Annotated in this window: 16 protein-coding genes; 7 read left to right on the forward strand and 9 right to left on the reverse strand. The window is 60.4% G+C overall.

Annotation, left to right across the window (positions count from 1 at the left end; all coding sequences use genetic code 11):
* Window positions 1-113 precede the first annotated feature (113 nt).
* A complete protein-coding gene (locus tag HJB83_RS17795; protein WP_221132501.1) occupies window positions 114-2,027 on the forward strand; it encodes an ABC transporter ATP-binding protein in 1,914 nt (637 codons plus the stop codon).
* Here the strand turns inward: HJB83_RS17795 and HJB83_RS17800 are convergent.
* Window positions 1,983-2,915, reverse strand: a complete 933-nt coding sequence (locus HJB83_RS17800) for an endonuclease/exonuclease/phosphatase family protein (protein ID WP_207581298.1) — start codon at window positions 2,913-2,915, stop codon at window positions 1,983-1,985. The two genes, HJB83_RS17795 and HJB83_RS17800, sit on opposite strands and share 45 nt — an antisense overlap.
* Window positions 2,916-3,200: 285 nt before the next feature.
* On the opposite strand from HJB83_RS17800, the gene petA reads away from it, so the two are divergent.
* The 4 genes from petA (at window position 3,201) to HJB83_RS17820 (ending at window position 6,640) form a co-directional block, all read left to right on the forward strand.
* Entirely contained in the window at window positions 3,201-3,779 is a 579-nt protein-coding gene (petA, locus tag HJB83_RS17805) for a ubiquinol-cytochrome c reductase iron-sulfur subunit (RefSeq protein ID WP_207581297.1), read from the forward strand.
* A gap of 14 nt (window positions 3,780-3,793) precedes the next feature.
* Window positions 3,794-5,074, forward strand: coding sequence for a cytochrome b N-terminal domain-containing protein (locus HJB83_RS17810; protein ID WP_207581296.1), 1,281 nt, complete (start codon window positions 3,794-3,796; stop codon window positions 5,072-5,074).
* 25 nt (window positions 5,075-5,099) lie between these two features.
* Window positions 5,100-5,984: a cytochrome c1 gene (locus tag HJB83_RS17815; protein WP_207581295.1), complete on the forward strand. Its 885-nt coding sequence runs from the start codon at window positions 5,100-5,102 to the stop codon at window positions 5,982-5,984.
* Between the two features lie 110 nt (window positions 5,985-6,094).
* Window positions 6,095-6,640 (forward strand): adenine phosphoribosyltransferase, encoded by a 546-nt coding sequence (locus HJB83_RS17820; protein WP_207581294.1) that lies wholly within the window; start codon window positions 6,095-6,097, stop codon window positions 6,638-6,640.
* A 21-nt stretch (window positions 6,641-6,661) separates the two neighbouring features.
* Here the strand turns inward: HJB83_RS17820 and HJB83_RS17825 are convergent, their stop codons facing one another.
* Window positions 6,662-7,129 carry a MaoC family dehydratase gene (locus HJB83_RS17825; protein WP_207581293.1) on the reverse strand — a complete coding sequence of 156 codons (468 nt, stop codon included), beginning with the start codon at window positions 7,127-7,129 and terminating at the stop codon, window positions 6,662-6,664.
* Window positions 7,126-7,617 (reverse strand): MaoC family dehydratase, encoded by a 492-nt coding sequence (locus HJB83_RS17830; RefSeq protein ID WP_207581292.1) that lies wholly within the window; start codon window positions 7,615-7,617, stop codon window positions 7,126-7,128. Before HJB83_RS17830 ends, HJB83_RS17825 begins: the two co-directional genes overlap by 4 nt.
* Window positions 7,618-7,808: 191 nt before the next feature.
* Between HJB83_RS17830 and HJB83_RS17835 the strand changes: the two genes are divergently transcribed.
* The gene (locus tag HJB83_RS17835; RefSeq protein WP_207581291.1) at window positions 7,809-8,912 is read left to right on the forward strand and encodes a hypothetical protein; all 1,104 of its coding nucleotides are present in this window, start codon (window positions 7,809-7,811) and stop codon (window positions 8,910-8,912) included.
* Between the two features lie 23 nt (window positions 8,913-8,935).
* On the opposite strand, the gene ychF is transcribed toward HJB83_RS17835, so the two are convergent.
* A complete protein-coding gene (gene ychF, locus HJB83_RS17840; RefSeq protein ID WP_207581290.1) occupies window positions 8,936-10,039 on the reverse strand; it encodes a redox-regulated ATPase YchF in 1,104 nt (367 codons plus the stop codon).
* A 315-nt stretch (window positions 10,040-10,354) separates the two neighbouring features.
* Here ychF and clpS point away from each other — a divergent pair, with 315 nt between their 5' ends.
* Window positions 10,355-10,666 carry an ATP-dependent Clp protease adapter ClpS gene (gene clpS, locus HJB83_RS17845; RefSeq protein WP_207581289.1) on the forward strand — a complete coding sequence of 104 codons (312 nt, stop codon included), beginning with the start codon at window positions 10,355-10,357 and terminating at the stop codon, window positions 10,664-10,666.
* An 8-nt stretch (window positions 10,667-10,674) separates the two neighbouring features.
* Here clpS and HJB83_RS17850 read toward each other — a convergent pair whose 3' ends face one another.
* The 5 genes from HJB83_RS17850 to HJB83_RS17870 form a co-directional block, all read right to left on the reverse strand.
* Complete coding sequence (locus tag HJB83_RS17850) at window positions 10,675-11,136, reverse strand: GNAT family N-acetyltransferase (protein ID WP_207581288.1); 462 nt, start codon at window positions 11,134-11,136, stop codon at window positions 10,675-10,677.
* The gene (gene pth / locus HJB83_RS17855; protein ID WP_221115858.1) at window positions 11,133-11,864 is read right to left on the reverse strand and encodes an aminoacyl-tRNA hydrolase; all 732 of its coding nucleotides are present in this window, start codon (window positions 11,862-11,864) and stop codon (window positions 11,133-11,135) included. The genes HJB83_RS17850 and pth overlap by 4 nt, the downstream gene beginning before the upstream one ends.
* 92 nt (window positions 11,865-11,956) lie before the next feature.
* On the reverse strand, window positions 11,957-12,670 hold the full coding sequence (locus tag HJB83_RS17860) for an ABC transporter substrate-binding protein (RefSeq protein ID WP_207581286.1): 714 nt from the start codon (window positions 12,668-12,670) through the stop codon (window positions 11,957-11,959).
* A 13-nt stretch (window positions 12,671-12,683) separates the two neighbouring features.
* Complete coding sequence (locus HJB83_RS17865; protein ID WP_207581285.1) at window positions 12,684-15,035, reverse strand: EAL domain-containing protein; 2,352 nt, start codon at window positions 15,033-15,035, stop codon at window positions 12,684-12,686.
* A 186-nt stretch (window positions 15,036-15,221) separates the two neighbouring features.
* Entirely contained in the window at window positions 15,222-15,830 is a 609-nt protein-coding gene (locus HJB83_RS17870) for a 50S ribosomal protein L25/general stress protein Ctc (protein ID WP_164013558.1), read from the reverse strand.
* Window positions 15,831-15,991 lie beyond the last annotated feature (161 nt).

Consider the following 15,991-nt stretch of genomic DNA (forward strand, 5'->3'; position numbering starts at 1 on the left):
TCGGGGGTAATCAATGGCGATGCCGCCGATGTTATCGTTCATTACCAAAATATAAGGTTGCGTCCGCTTTTCATTCCCTTTGCCGCTCGGCTCAATCCGCCTATATCGCTTCCATGTTCCTGCGCCCCATCCTTCGCCTGTTCGAAACCTGGATCGATCCGTTCGGTCCGCGCGCCAATCTTCAGCCGCCGGGCTCGACGCTCGGTTTCATCCGGTTCTATATCGGCCAGGCGAAGATGCCGTTCGTCGCCATGCTCATTCTCGGCGGCACATCGGCGGCCATCGAGGCCGCACTTTTCTGGTTCGTCGGCCGGCTCGTCGATATCCTTGGCAGTATCAGGCCCGGCGCCGGCTGGAGCGGTCTTCTCGCAGCCCATGGCGGCGAGCTGTTCAGCATGCTCGCGCTCATCGGGCTCGTGCGTTTCGTCGTCGCCTTCCTGATCGCGCTCGTCGATCAGCAGGTGATCACGCCGGGTTTCTACAATCTAGCACGTTGGCAATCCTATCTCCATGTCTCCAGGCAGTCTTTATCGTTCTTCCAGAGCGATTTCTCCGGACGCATCGTTACCAAGGTCTGGTCGGCCGGGCAGGCAACCGGGGATCTCGTCACTTCGCTGATGGAAAGCGTCTGGTTCGTCGGAATTTATGCCGTGACGACGCTGGTGCTCGTCGCCCGGCTGGACTTTTCCCTTGCCGCCGTCGTGCTGTTCTGGCTTGGCGCCTTCGGCCTGCTTGCCCGTCATTTCGTTCCGCGGATCCGCCTTCATTCCCGCGAAACAGCGGAGGCCGGATCGATGCTGAACGGCCGAATGGTCGATTCCTACAGCAACATGCAGACGCTGAAGCTGTTTGCGCGCGACGAGGAAAGCGACCGATACATGCGGCAGGGCTTCGATATCTTTCAGGATACGGTTCTGCGTTTCACGCGGTTCATCACCGGCGTCAGGGCCTCGATGGCGCTGCTCTCCGGCCTGATGATTGTAACGATGGCGGGGCTGAGCGTCGATCTCTGGCTGCGCGGCCTGATCAGCTCCGGTGCCGTGGCATTTTCTTTGGCGCTGGTGCTCAGGCTAAATTTCCTGCTCGGGCGGCTGATGACGCAGTTTAACGGTATCATGCGCAATCTCGGCACCATTCAGAACGCCGCCGAGCTGATATCCCAACCTCTGGGGCTCGTCGATCGGCCGGATGCGAAGAGCCTGCTGATCCGGCAGCCCGGCATCCGCTTCGACAATGTTTCCTTCCGCTACGGCAAGGGTCACCTGCCGGTCGTCGAGAATTTCTCACTGACCATCCAACCGGGCGAAAAGGTCGGGATCGTCGGCCGTTCGGGGGCGGGAAAATCGACGCTGATGAACCTGCTGCTGCGCCTCTACGACATTCAGGATGGTCGCATTCTCATCGACGGCCAGGATATTGCGGCCGTGACGCAGGAATCTCTCAGGATGCAGATCGGCGTCGTCAGCCAGGACACCTCGCTGCTGCATCGTTCGGTGCGCGACAATATCCTGTTCGGACGGCCGGATGCCGGTGAGGAGCGGTTGGTCGAGGCGGCCAGGCGTGCCGAAGCCATCGACTTTATCGAGCGGCTGCAGGATCAGCAGGGCCGTAGAGGTTTCGATGCGCATGTCGGCGAACGCGGTGTCAAACTGTCAGGCGGACAGCGGCAGCGCATCGCCATTGCCCGCGTCATGCTCAAGGACGCTCCGATCCTCGTCCTCGACGAAGCGACGTCGGCCCTCGATTCGGAAGTGGAGGAAGCGATCCAATCCAATCTCCATCGGATCATGGAAGGCAAAACGGTGCTTGCGATCGCCCACCGGCTGTCGACGATTGCAGCACTCGACCGGCTGATCGTTGTTGATCTCGGCCGGATCATCGAGGAGGGCAGCCATGACCAACTGCTTCGCCGCGGCGGGCTCTATGCCGAGCTCTGGGCGCGCCAGTCCGGCGGCTTCCTCGCGGCGGACGAAGACGTGGGCTCAAGGGTCGACGACGAATTCCGCCATGAGGCCAAAATGATTTGAACCGAAACTGTCCCCGATGCGGCGGACCGATTTCAGCCGCAGGGGCGCCCTGCTGAAGACGTGATCAATCGGAATGCCGAAGGCGCCTGCGGCGATCGGCCATGTCGCCGGCTCCAGCGATACCGTGCCCAAGCCTTGGCTGCGCATGAGATACTGCACGTCGGGCGCCAGAATCGACGTGTTGAAATCACCGGCAAGAACGAGCGGTCCCGGCAGTGAGGGAATAATCTCCGTGAGATCTTCGATTTCCAGGCCATGGAATTCGTCGTAATAAGGTTTGGTCAGGTGCGCGGCGAGGAAATTGATCTTCTGGCCGTCGAAGTCGATCGTCGAGATCGTCAGCCGGTTGCGCCAGAGCAGCCCGAGGTTGCGGATGCGAGGTTCGATGAGCGGGCGCTTCGACAGCACCAGCGTATCGCATTCCTGCATGCCGACACCACAGCCGACGTAATAGGGATAGGTCTTCAATAACCGCGGCAGTTCCGACAGCAGCGGTTCGGCCTCCAGGATGCTGACGACGTCGGCACCCGAGGCGATGGCCATATCGGCGATTGCTGCGCCGTTGGCGAAATTATCATTCTCGATATTGAAAGACATCAGCTTGAAGAGGGCCGGGCGGCCTTCGGCGACGGCGGGCTCGACGAATTCGCGCGTCATCACCACACCATGGACGGCAAGGACCGCGGATACGGCGAGCGTCAGCAGCGCATACCAGTGCCGCTTGACGAGAAAGGCTGCGATCGACGCTGCCGCTGCTGCCACCGCCAGATGGATCTGGAAACTGTAAAAGAGAGAAAGCAGATAGAAGTTGCTAACGTATCGCAGTGAGACGATGGTGAGAACCAGGGTTGTGAGAACGCTGAATACGCAGAAAATCGTGTCTCTCATCCGCTCCGGTCCGGCTCGCTGGCGTGATTGCGACTGCGCCTATCACGGCGGCATTTTTGTTGCAATGCAACATAATCGCAAGCTCGTGTTTGCCTTAAAAAATTCATCGGAAATTCCCGCGACATTGTGCCCTCTTCCCCTTGCCAAGGCTGGACATAATTTGCGATCAAGCTTAGAACGCGCCGGATTGCCGGGGAATCTATGGCCGAATTGTGTCTGGATCGATTCGCCGGCAGAGGGGGCAGGGCGGAATTCCGCGATAATTGCGCAGAGGATGGTTAGGCCGTGAGCGAACACGTAACGACAAGCGAGGCTTCAACAGAGCCTACTCGCCGTGATTTCCTTTATCTCACCACTGGTATGGCAGGTGCTGTCGGCGCCGTCGCGGTTGCCTGGCCGTTCGTCGACCAAATGCGCCCGGATGCGTCGACGCTGGCGCTGGCCTCCATCGAAGTCGATGTTGCGAGCCTCGAGCCCGGCATGTCGCTGACGGTCAAGTGGCGCGGCAAGCCGATCTTCATCCGCAACCGCACGGCTGAAGAAGTGAAGGCCGCCGCCGATGTTGCGCTGGCGGACCTCAAGGATCCGATCGCCCGCAATGCCAATCTGCCGCCCGAAGCTCAGGCAACGGGTGTCGACCGTTCAGGTGGCAAGGACAAGGAAAACTGGATCGTCATGATCGGCACCTGCACCCATCTCGGCTGCGTGCCGCTCGGCCAGGCCGGCGAATACAATGGTTGGTTCTGTCCCTGCCATGGCTCGGTCTACGATACGGCCGGCCGCATCCGTAAGGGTCCTGCGCCGCAGAACCTGGCGATTCCGACCTTTTCATTTATATCCGATACCAAGATCAAGATCGGTTGAGGGGAGACTGATTAATGAGTGGCCATTCCAGCTACGAGCCATCAACCGGCCTTGAGAAATGGGTCGATGCGCGCCTGCCTTTGCCGCGCATGGTCTATGACAGCTTCATCGCCTATCCGGTTCCCAGGAACCTGAACTACGCCTATACATTCGGCGCCATGCTCGCCGTCATGCTGATCGTGCAGATCCTGACGGGCGTGGTGCTGGCCATGCACTATGCCGCCGACACGACGATCGCCTTCAACTCCGTTGAAAAGATCATGCGTGACGTCAATCATGGCTGGATGCTGCGCTATATGCATGCCAACGGCGCCTCCTTCTTCTTCGTCGCCGTCTATCTGCACATCGCCCGCGGCCTCTATTACGGTTCCTACAAGGCACCGCGCGAAATCCTCTGGATCCTCGGCGTGGTCATCTACCTGCTGATGATGGCGACCGGCTTCATGGGCTACGTTCTGCCGTGGGGGCAGATGTCCTTCTGGGGCGCGACCGTCATTACCGGCTTCTTCTCGGCCTTCCCGCTGGTCGGCGAATGGATCCAGCAGTTTCTGCTGGGCGGCTTCGCCGTCGATCAGCCGACGCTGAACCGCTTCTTCTCGCTGCATTACCTGCTGCCCTTCATGATCGCCGGCGTCGTCGTCCTGCATATCTGGGCGCTGCACGTCGTCGGCCAGACCAACCCGACGGGCGTCGAGGTCAAGACGAAGACGGACACCGTGCGCTTCACGCCCTATGCGACGATGAAGGATGCGCTCGGCGTCTCAATCTTCCTGCTGGTCTATGCCTATTTCGTCTTCTACCTGCCGAACTTCCTCGGCCATGCCGACAACTACATCCCGGCCGACCCGTTGAAGACACCGGCCCACATCGTTCCGGAATGGTACTTCCTGCCGTTCTACGCGATGCTGCGTTCGATCACCTTCAACGTCGGCCCGATCGACTCCAAGCTCGGCGGCGTGCTGGTGATGTTCGGTGCGATCATCGTGCTGTTCTTCCTGCCCTGGCTCGATACCTCGAAGGTCCGCTCGGCGGTCTACCGTCCCTGGTACAAGCTGTTCTACTGGCTGTTCGTGATCAACGCGATCATCCTCGGCTGGCTGGGTTCGCAACCGGCGGAAGGCCTGTTCACCACGATTTCGCAGATCTGCACGCTTCTCTACTTCGCTTTCTTCCTGGTCGCCATGCCAGTTCTCGGCCTGGTGGAAACGCCGCGCCGCATCCCGAACTCGATCACCGAAGCGGTGCTCGAAAAGCGCAACAAGACAGCTGCCGCCAGTGCGGCGGCCAATGCGTAAGCGCGCGGCGGAAGGGAACAAAAACATGAAAACGCTTGTTGCAAGCATTCTTTCGCTCGCAGTCGCTGCTGTTCTCGGCAGCGCCGCCGTCGCCCAGGAAGCGACGCCCGCCAACGGTGCTGCTCCTGCCCATCACGCGGAAAGTGCGACGCCGCACTATCCGCTGAAGGAGCCGAAGGAGGAGGAATGGACTTTCGCCGGTCCGTTCGGCCATTACGACAAGGCTCAGCTTCAGCGCGGCCTCAAGGTCTACACCGAAGTCTGTTCCGCCTGCCATTCGATGAACCTCGTGCCTTTCCGCATGCTCGACGAGCTCGGCTACAACGAGGGGCAGGTGAAAGCTTTCGCCGCGAACTACGAAGTCCAGGACGGCCCGAATGCGGCCGGCGAGATGTTTACCCGCAAGGCGGTCCCTTCCGACCACTTCCCGGCGCCTTTCGCCAATGCGGAGGCGGCTGCCGCTTCCAACAACGGTGCGGCTCCGCCTGATTTTTCGCTGATCGCCAAAGCCCGCGAAGTCGAGCGCGGCTTCCCGCAATTCGTCTTCGACGTCTTCACGCAGTATCAGGAAAACGGCCCGGACTATATCCACGCGCTGTTGACCGGCTATGAAGAGCCGCCGGCCGGTTTCCAAGTGCCGCAGGGCGGACATTATAACCCGTATTTCCATGCCGCTGCCGTCCTCGCCATGCCGAAGCCGCTCTCCGATGGCCAGGTGACCTATGACGACGGCGCACCGCAGACCGTCGACCAGTATTCCAAGGACGTCTCCTCCTTCCTGATGTGGGCCGCCGAGCCGCATCTTGAGGAGCGCAAGCGCACCGGCTTCATGGTCATGATCTTCCTGGCGATCTTCACGGTGCTGATCTACCTGACGAAGCGTTCGGTCTACGCCAACAAAGAGCATTGAGCGCTCCTTGCCGGAATCTTAGAGGCGGCTTGCGAGCCGCCTTTTTTGTTGGTTCCGCCCCTGGCAATTGATAGGGTGCGGCGAATTTCGCTCGCAGATATGGACTTTCGATGGACAAGAATATGACTTCGGAGCTGGCCGCCAGCATCCGCTCCATCCACGACTACCCCAAGCCCGGCATCATCTTTCGGGACATCACCACGCTGCTCGGCAACCCCCGCGCTTTCCGCCGGGCGGTCGACGAACTCGTGCAGCCCTATGCAGGCACGAAAATCGACAAGATTGCCGGCATGGAGGCGCGCGGCTTCATTCTCGGCGGTGCGGTGGCGCATCAGCTTTCCTCCGGCTTCGTGCCGATCCGCAAAAAGGGCAAGCTGCCGCACGAGACCGTGCGCATTGCCTACAGCCTGGAATATGGCGTCGACGAGATGGAGATGCACCGCGATGCGGTGCAGCCCGGCGAGAAGGTGATCCTGGTCGACGACCTGATTGCAACCGGCGGCACGGCGGTGGGTGCCACGAAGCTGCTGCGCCAGATCGGCGCGGAAGTGGTCGGCGCCTGCTTCGTTATCGACCTGCCGGACCTTGGGGGTCGCAAGAAGCTGGAAGAGCTCGGCGTCGTCGTTCACACCCTGGTCGAATTCTCCGGCCACTGACCCGGCATTCCGCACGCGGCGTCAGTCGAATTCCAAGACGCCGCTTTCGAAGCGCATTACGGGATCGCCGTTCTGATTGGCGCCCTCGCAGAGGATGGTGTTGAGGTGCCAGCCCGGCCGCGACGCGAGCGGCCGGCTGGAAAGGAGGGTGACGGAATAGGTCACGACGTCGCCTGGGAAGATCGGCCGCAGCCATTGCAGTTTCTGGAAGCCGGGTGAAGGGCCGAGGTTCGGAGCCGTCATGCCTCTTTGTGCGAGGGCGACGCTCTGGCTTTTCCAGAAGGCGAGGAAGGTCCGCATCCAGGCGGCGGTGGTGTGCCATCCCGAAGCGCAAAGGCCGCCGAAGAGGGTATCCTTGGCTGCTTCCTTGTCGACGTGAAAACGCTGCGGATCGAAGCGCGTCGCGAAGCGGATGATGTTTTCCTCGGTGAAGGTGTAGCTGCCGATCTCGGCCTTCTCGCCGACGGCGCAAAGCTCGGACATTCTCATGCTGATGTCTCCGGGCTGATGCTGATGTCAGTGAGGCCGGGGTGCATTCGGATCATGACCGAATTCTCCGAGAGACAAACGAGTTCGCCGCGCTGGTTTTCCATCTCGTGACGGAACTTGACGATGCCCATTCCGGAGCGCGAGCGCATCGGCCGGGCTTCGAGCACGGTCGAGTGGCCTTGCAGCGTGTCGCCTGCCAGCACCGGCTTGCGCCATTCCATCAGGTCTATGCCCGGCGCACCCTCGCAGAGCGCGTTCAGGATATAGCTGTCGGCCATCATGCGCATGAGCATCGAAGAGGTATGCCAGCCGGAGGCCGCGAGCCCGCCTAGAATGCTGGCGCGGCCGGCAGCCTCGTCGAGATGCATGGGCTGCTGATCGAATTCCCGCGCAAACTCGATGATTTCCTCGGCCAACACCAGCTTTGGACCGAGGGCGAAGCGGCGGCCGGGCTGGAAATCCTCTAGGGAAAGCTTTTCTGCCGTCATTCGTACCTCCGCCATATGCAGCGCCTAGAACAGGATGTTTTAGGCAGGTCGGCCTAAAATCTGATTCCTGTTCTAAATTAAAGAGTTAGAGCATGATGTCATAAGAAAACCGCTTACACTTTTCGGCGTCTTGCTCTAGTGCTTACAATAGCATCCGCGCGGGCTCAATGATTCCGGGGAGATAAACCGGCATGACTGAACTAAGGTCGATACTCGACGAGGCAGCGCGCGAAGGGCTGATTTCGCCGGAGGCGGGCGGGCGGCTTTTGCCATTTCTGAGCGAGCGCGGCGTCGCCGTCGTCGGGCACGCCATCGGCGTTGCCGAGGGGCGGCCGGCCGTGGCGGCGCAGGGGCAGGCATGGTCGGACACAGAGACGCCGCGTTTCGTGCGCGGCTTCCACGACGTGCTGATCACCATCGGCGTTATCGTGGCGCTTTGCGGCCTCTGGGGGCTTGCCGCACTTTATGCCGTGCTGCCTGCCATCATCGTGCTTTCGGAAATCCTGGTGAACCGCCAGCGGCTTGCCCTGCCGGCCGTCAGCCTGACGATCGCGCTGTTCTGCTGGACATGCCTGCTGATGTCCCGTTTCTTCCCGCCGTGGACGCCGACCTCCCAATCTTTCGGAGCGGAGGCGACGCAGTTCGTCGCCGGCTTCCCGATCATCCTCGGCGCTTATTATGTCCGGTATCGCGTGCCGCTGTCGCTTGCGCTCTGCATCATGTCGGTGCTTGCTTTCGTCCTCACTCTGCTTTTGCGGCTGGTGCAATGGGCGAGCAGCAATCCTGCGTTTTTCCTCGATCATCCCGTCGCGTTGGCGCTGCTTGCCCTTATCTGCGCGCTCGGACTGTTTGCCATGGCGCTCTATTTCGATCTCGGCGACCGGCTGCGACGGACGACGCGTTCCGACATCGCTTTCTGGCTGCATCTCGGCGCCGCGCCGGCGCTGCTCTACAGCACGGTTTCCCTGCTGTCGTTCGGGGGAGACGTCCATATCTTCGACGTCGCGAACATGTCGGCGCGGACACCTGCAGTCGTTGCGACGGTGACGGCGCTGATGCTGATCGGTCTCATCATCGACCGGCGCGCCTTCGTGACATCAGGGCTTCTGTCGCTCGGCGTGGCGATCTTCAGCGTCTTCCGGCAGGGAAGCGCCACAGCCGACACCTATATCTTCTCGACGCTGATTGTCGTCGGCGCAATCGTATTAATCATCGGCACCGGTTGGATGCCACTTCGGCGGCTGGTGCTGCGTGCACTGCCGCCGGCAATCGCAAACCGACTGCCGCCGGGTTAAGGCTAAGGCGGCAGCGTTTTCACTTAGGTGTTGAAGCGGAAGTGGATGACGTCGCCGTCCTGGACGACGTATTCCTTGCCTTCGTCACGCGCCTTGCCGGCATCCTTGGCGCCGACTTCGCCGTTGAATTTGATGTAGTCGTCATAGGCGATGGTGTTGGCGCGGATGAAGCCGCGCTCGAAATCCGAATGGATGACGCCGGCGGCCTGCGGCGCCTTGGTGCCGCGCTCGATCGTCCAGGCACGCGTTTCCTTCGGGCCGACGGTGAAATAGGTGATGAGGTGGAGCAGCTTGTAACCGGCGCGGATCAGCCGGTCGAGGCCGGCCTCGTCAAGGTCGAGGGCGGAGAGGAATTCCTTGGCCTCATCCTCGGGAAGCTGAGCGACCTCAGCCTCGATCGCCGCCGAGATGACGACGGTTTCGGCACCCTGTTCGCGAGCCATGACGGCGACGGCCTCGGTGAATTCGTTGCCGGTCGAAGCCTCGGCCTCGGCGACGTTGCAGACGTAGAGCACGGGATGCGAGGTCAAAAGGTTGAGGCTCTTGAGGATTGCGATTTCCTCGGCATCGAGCGTCGACAGCAGCGTGCGCACCGGCTGGCCTTCGTTGAGCAGCTTCAGCGACGCTTCCATGATCGGCAGCATCGCCATCGACTCCTTGTCCTTGCCGGTGGCGCGCTTGCGCGTCTGCTCTGTCCGGCGCTCCAGGCTTTCGAGGTCGGCGAGCATCAACTCGGTCTCGATGGTCTCAGCATCGGCGACAGGATTGATGCGGCCTTCGACATGGGTGATGTCGCTGTCTTCGAAGCAGCGCAGCACATGGACGATGGCATCGACTTCGCGGATATTGGCGAGGAACTGGTTGCCGAGACCTTCACCCTTCGAGGCGCCGCGCACTAGGCCGGCGATGTCGACGAAGGAGATCCGGGTCGGGATCAGCTCCTTCGACTTGGCGATGTCGGCAAGCTTGCGCATGCGCGGATCGGGCACGGCGACTTCACCAGTGTTCGGCTCGATAGTGCAGAAGGGATAGTTCGCCGCCTGTGCCGCGGCCGTCTTGGTGAGCGCGTTGAAGAGGGTTGATTTGCCGACGTTCGGCAGACCGACGATGCCGCATTTGAAACCCATGGCGAATACCTGCTGTTCTTAAATTCGTTGCTGGTGCCTATGGGATAAAGGAGCAATGTGGTCAAGTCTTAGAGAGCTTTTACCTTGCTCACTTGCCGATGGATCGGTGCTGACCTATTCTTGATGGCGACGGGGATTTCGACGCTCGGCGGATGTCGTCAGTATGCCGGTCACCCAATTGACCCTCTCGATGCCAGACTGGCGCTGCTGCATTCAAACTGGGAATTGCGGCGACGGCCTGTCGAAAACTCGTCATCGACAATGATTCAATGGTCTTGACATTTCCTGACCCATGTCAACGGGTGGATTTTTCCGATGAGTGACAATGACATAGCCCTTAAGCCGAAGACCAAGGTGAAGCTGAAGCTGGACAAGCCGAAGCTCTACAAAGTCATTCTCGTCAATGACGATTATACCCCGCGCGAATTGGTCATTATGATCCTGAAGTCAGTCTTCCGTATGAGCGAGGAGACTGGCTACCGGGTGATGATGACCGCGCACAAGCTCGGCTCCTGCGTGGTCGTGGTCTGCGCCAGGGATATTGCCGAGACCAAGGCCAAGGAGGGCATAGACCTTGCGAAGGAAATGGGCTTTCCGTTGATGTTCACGACGGAGCCGGAGGAATAAGTTCGGATTCAGGGCCGGCGGATCTGAAAGCCGGTCTTACCTCGCACGAAGCCGCAGTTTTCGTAGAAGCGATGCGTTGCCGGGTTGGTCGAGCCGGTGAGCAGCATCACCTTGTAACAGCCGGCCTTCCAGGCCTCAGTCACCGCATGGCCGATGACGCTGCCGGCATAACCGCACTGGCGGTGACCGGCATGGGTGACGACGTTTTCGATCAGCGCATAGGAGGCGCCGTTCCGCGTCAGATTCGGCACGACGATCAGGGTGGCGGTGGCAGCGGCGAGATCGCCGGCAAAGCCGATGAAAACAGTCATTCCGGGCTGAGCGAGGATGGCGGAGAAGCGTTCTTCGGCCATGGCTTTGTCGAGAACCGGATCGGCCGGGTTCAAATGCCGATAGAGGAGGGTCAGTCCCGGTAGATCGCTTGCAACGGCGGCGCGGATGGCGACATTCCGCTCCGGCACCAGTCTCATTCTCCCTTGTTGCCGAACATCTTCTTCAGAATATCGGCCATCGGACCAGTGGTCAGGAGCTTCGGCTGATTGTGATTGCGGGCCTGGTGGATATGCGACTGGCCGGCCGGCTTCTTTTCGGTCGTCTTGTTCGCCTTCCGCGGCTTTTCCTCCTCGGCCTTGCCGCCGAGCGCCAGCGCGATCTTGTTCATCAGCTGCGAATCCTCGTTTCGCACCAGCATGTCGGCATTGTCGGCAAGCGTGTCGAGAAGCGGCTCCAGCCAGGCCTTGTCGGCCTTGGCGAAATCGCCGAGCACGTGGTTCTGCACCATGTCCTTGACGCCGGGATGGCCGATGCCGAGGCGCAGCCGCCGGTATTCCCTGCCGCAATGGGCGTCGAGCGACTTGATGCCGTTGTGGCCGCCATGGCCGCCGCCGGTCTTCAGCCGCGCCTTACCGGGGGGAAGGTCGAGTTCGTCGTAGATCGCCACAAGGTCGGCGGGCTCGAGTTTGTAGAAGCGCATCGCCTCGCCGACGGCCTCACCGGAAAGATTCATAAAGGTCTGCGGCTTGATCAGCAGCACCTTCTCGCCGCCGACTTCGCCTTCGGCGATTTCGGCCCTGAACTTCTTCGACCAGTGCGAGAAGCTGTGGCGCCGCTGAATGGCGTCGACGGCCATGAAGCCGATATTGTGCCGGTTGCCGGCGTATTTGCTGCCGGGATTGCCGAGACCCGCGATGATCAGCATGGCCTGTCTTTCTTCGCTAGAACGTCCCGACGTTCACCACCGCGAAACGATGGCAAAGTCAAGCGGAAAGGGCATGAGCCAGTTGAGCAGAATCACTCCGACAGGTTCATGCCGTATTTCAGGAAGATCTGCTTCTGGTCGCCATCGGCGATCAGCTTGTCGAGGGCAGCCTGCATCCTGGCGAGCAGATCGTCCGGAAAGCTTTTCTCGCAGGCGATGCTCATCGGCTGGGCGGAGAGTACGGTCACCATTTCCACCGGCTGGTCGGCCTTCAGCTTTTCGAAATAGAGTTCGGAGATCGGCATCATGTCGATGCGTCCGCCGAGCAGCTTGCGTAGCGTCGCGTTGAAGTCGCTGGCGACATCGAGCTTGGTGAAACCCTTCTCCTTCAGGATCGTCTCGGTATAATCCTCGCGTTGGGTGCCGATCGTGTATTTCTTCGCCTCGTCCAGATTATTGGCGGTGACGCCCGAACCCTTGCGGGTGATCAGGATGTTGCGATCGATCAGCAGCGGCTCGACCCATTTGAACAACGGGTCGCGGGCGCCATTGTGGGCGGTGGCGAACACACAGGTCATCGGCGCCGTGCGGGCAAGGCCGAAGGCGCGCGCCCACGGCATGACCTCGATTGTGTAGTCAACGCCGATCGCGGCCATCAACTTTTCGACCTGCTCGACGGTCGCGCCCTTGATCTCCTTGCCTTCGCGATAGTTGAAGGGGGCATAATCCTCGGTGGTGAAAGTCACCGTTTGCGCATGGGCAGCGCCGGGCAGCGCCAGGCATGCGAGAAGCAGGAGCTTTTTCATCGTATCATCTCCTTCATGAGGCGCGTGCGACGGCCGATTCCGAGGCTATCAGTTGCTCGATCAGCATGGCTGCATGCTGTGGACGATGGAAGAGGTAGCCCTGGCCATAATCAAGCCCCATCTGGTGAAGCGTGCGGCATTCCTCTTCGGTCTCGATGCCCTCGGCGATGACGGTGCAGTTCATCTTGTGGGAGAGCGTGGTAATGCCTTCGATCAGCATGCGGCTCTTCTGGCGCACGTCGTCATCACCGTCGTTGATGGCGCGGGTGAAGGACTGATCGATCTTGATGATGTCGACAGGGAAGCGGTTGAGGTAGCTCAGCGACGAATAACCGGTGCCGAAATCGTCAAGCGCGATGCGGCAGCCGAAGCGGCGAAGCTCGGTGACGATCATACGGATCTGCGGGTTGTCGTGCATCAAAACGGCTTCGGTGATCTCGACGACGATTCGCTCGGGGCGGATGCCATGGCGACCGACGATGGCAGCGAGGCGGGCCGGCAGCGCCGGCTCGAACTGCAGCGGCGAGAAGTTGATGGCGAGATAGGTATCCTGCATGCCTGATATGCGGGAGATTTTCGCGAGATTGCAGATCGCCTTTTCCATGATGACGTTGCCGACGCGGACGATCTTTGCCGTCTCTTCGGCGACGCTGATGATCTCGGCCGGCGGCATCAAGCCCTTGTGCGGATGGTTGAGGCGCATCAGCGCTTCGAAACCGGCAATACCGCGACCGTTCAGATTGACGATCGGCTGCAGGAAGGCCTCGAACCAGTTGTCGACGAGGCCGGCTTCGATATTGGCCTCGATCTCGGCGCGGCTGCGGGCCCGGTCGAGCATCGCGTTGTCGAAGAGCTGCGCGCCATTCTTGCCGTCGCGTTTCTTGGCATACATCGCCAGGTCGGATTTCTGCAGCAGTTCGGCCGCGGTTGCGGCATGGTGCGGATAGATGGCGATGCCGACGGAAGCGCTCAGATGCATGTCGGGGGCGAACGGCGTTTCGAAGATCGAGGCGATCTGCTCGCACATCACCTTGGCGCGTTTTTCGGCGTCCTTCGCCGGCAGCAGGATGGCAAATTCGTCGCCGCCGAGACGGGCCGCCTCATCGGAGGGGGCAAGATAGGTCTTCAGACGCTCGACAAGCTCGATCAGCGCCATGTCGCCGGCGGCATGGCCCATATTGTCGTTGATCCATTTGAAGCGATCGAGATCGACGAAGAGGCAGGCGAGTTCCTGGCCTGCCGCGTCGGCGGCGGCGATCTTGTTGTCGAGGACGGCTTCGAAGCCCTGGCGATTGAGAAGCCCGGTCAAATGGTCGGTGATCGCCTGGCGGTGGTTGCGATCTTCGGAGGCCTTGAGTTCGGTCACATCGGTCATGACCGATAGCGAGAGGCGGTCGTGAACGCCGGCTTCCGCCTCCGATTCCATGATGAGGACGTCCATGATGCGGCCATCCAGGCAGACGAACTTGACGGTGACGGTCATGCCGCTATCCGCCTGGCGGCGCTTGAGGAACTTGTCGCGGGTGGTTGATGTGACCAGATCGGCGAAGTTGCGGCCGATGACGGCGGCGCGGTTATATCCTGTGGCAAGCAGCCAGTAATCGCTGACGGCGGTGATGCGGTCTTCCTCGTCGAGCGAGAAGAGCATGGCGGGCGTCAGATTATAGATGTCGGTGGCGCGGCGGTGGGCGAGCTTCAGCTCCTTCTCCTCGCTTTCAAGCTTGGTCTGCATCTCGTTGAAGCTGCGGGCAAGCCGTCCCATTTCATCGTTCGATTGCCAGTCGACATGATGGCGGGAGCCCAGCTGGCGGGTGGCCTCGATGGCTGCCGTCAGCCGCATCAGCGGCTGGATAACGAAGAAACGGTTGCCGATCAGCGCGGTGCCGAAAACGGTCAGCACCGCGAAGATGAAGATCGAGATGAAGACGACCTCTTCCTGCTTCAGGCCGGAGAACAGACCGAGCGCCGGATAATAGACGCTGATGCTGCCAAGGTTCTTCGGACCGTCGACGGTGTTGTAGATGATGGCACGCGACACCTGGACGAGCTTGCCGTCGAAGGAGCGCGGAATGGTGGACTGACTGATGTCGAGCTGGCCCGACTGGTCGCGCACCTCGACTTTGACGATGGCACCCTGCGAAACGACCGTCGCGCTGATCTGGGTGACGCTCTCCTCGTCGAGATCCCAGAGCGGCTTTGCCAGCGCCTGGGCATTGGCGACAAGAAGAACAGAAATATGATCGCGTATTTCCTTGTCGGCCCGTTCCGAGGAAAGAAAAAGGAAGAGAACAAAGAGGGGAGCGACAAAGACAAGCAGCGCTCCACAAACTATCGCAAAAAATCTGTTCTCAACGGAATTGTTCATTGGTTCCGTCTACTCCCCAGGCCGGCCAAATTTGCTGCTGCGTGTTCGGGCAGGCTTCTTCGCAGCTGACGGGGCATGCTTTCACGAATATATTAAATTTGCTGAAACGGAGGCCTATGCCGGGCAATGAAAAGCCCGCTTTCCAGGGGAAAGCGGGCCATATGCTTTACAAATTGGTCGAAGCGATCAGGCTTCGGCTCCGCCTTCTGCAGCGGTCTCGTCAATGCCGCCGGCCGGGGCAATGATGGTCGCGATCGTGAAGTCGCGGTCGATGACCGGGGTGACGCCCTTCGGCAGGGTGACTTCCGAAATATGGATGCTGTCGCCGATCTTCTTGCCGTTGAGGTCAACGTTGAAGAATTCGGGGATCGCATCGGCCGGGCAATGAACTTCGACTTCATGGCGAACGATGTTCAGAACGCCGCCGACCTTGATGCCCGGGGACTTCGCTTCATTGATGAAGTGAACGGGGATTTCGACGGTCACCTGGGTGTTGCCGGAGACGCGCAGAAAATCGACATGCATCGTGAAGTCACGGACCGGATCGAGCTGGTAGTCCTTCGGCAGAACCTTGTACGTCTTGCCGTCGACTTCGATCGTCGCCACGGTGGTCATGAAACCACCGGCATGAATGCGCTTCGTCACCTCATTGGTGTTGAGAGCGATGGCAATGGGGGCCTGCTTGTCACCATAGATGACAGCGGGAATTAAACCGTTGCGGCGAAGTTCACGGGCGGACCCCTTACCAACCCGTTCGCGCGCCTCGGCCTTGAGCTCGTAAGTTTCCTGGCTCATGGCTATTCCTTTCGAGGTTATATGGAGAGTTCGACGGCTGGCAGAAGCCTTGCTCCGACGAACCGGAGGCGGGTATGACCCAACCTCATCCGCATTGCCTCCAAGGGTGTCTACGCGGACCGGTGGCCTATATTATAAGTCGCTCGGAAACGCAAGTTGCG

Origin of the sequence: Rhizobium sp. NZLR11, from assembly GCF_019685115.1 — a bacterium.
Classification (GTDB): domain Bacteria; phylum Pseudomonadota; class Alphaproteobacteria; order Rhizobiales; family Rhizobiaceae; genus Rhizobium.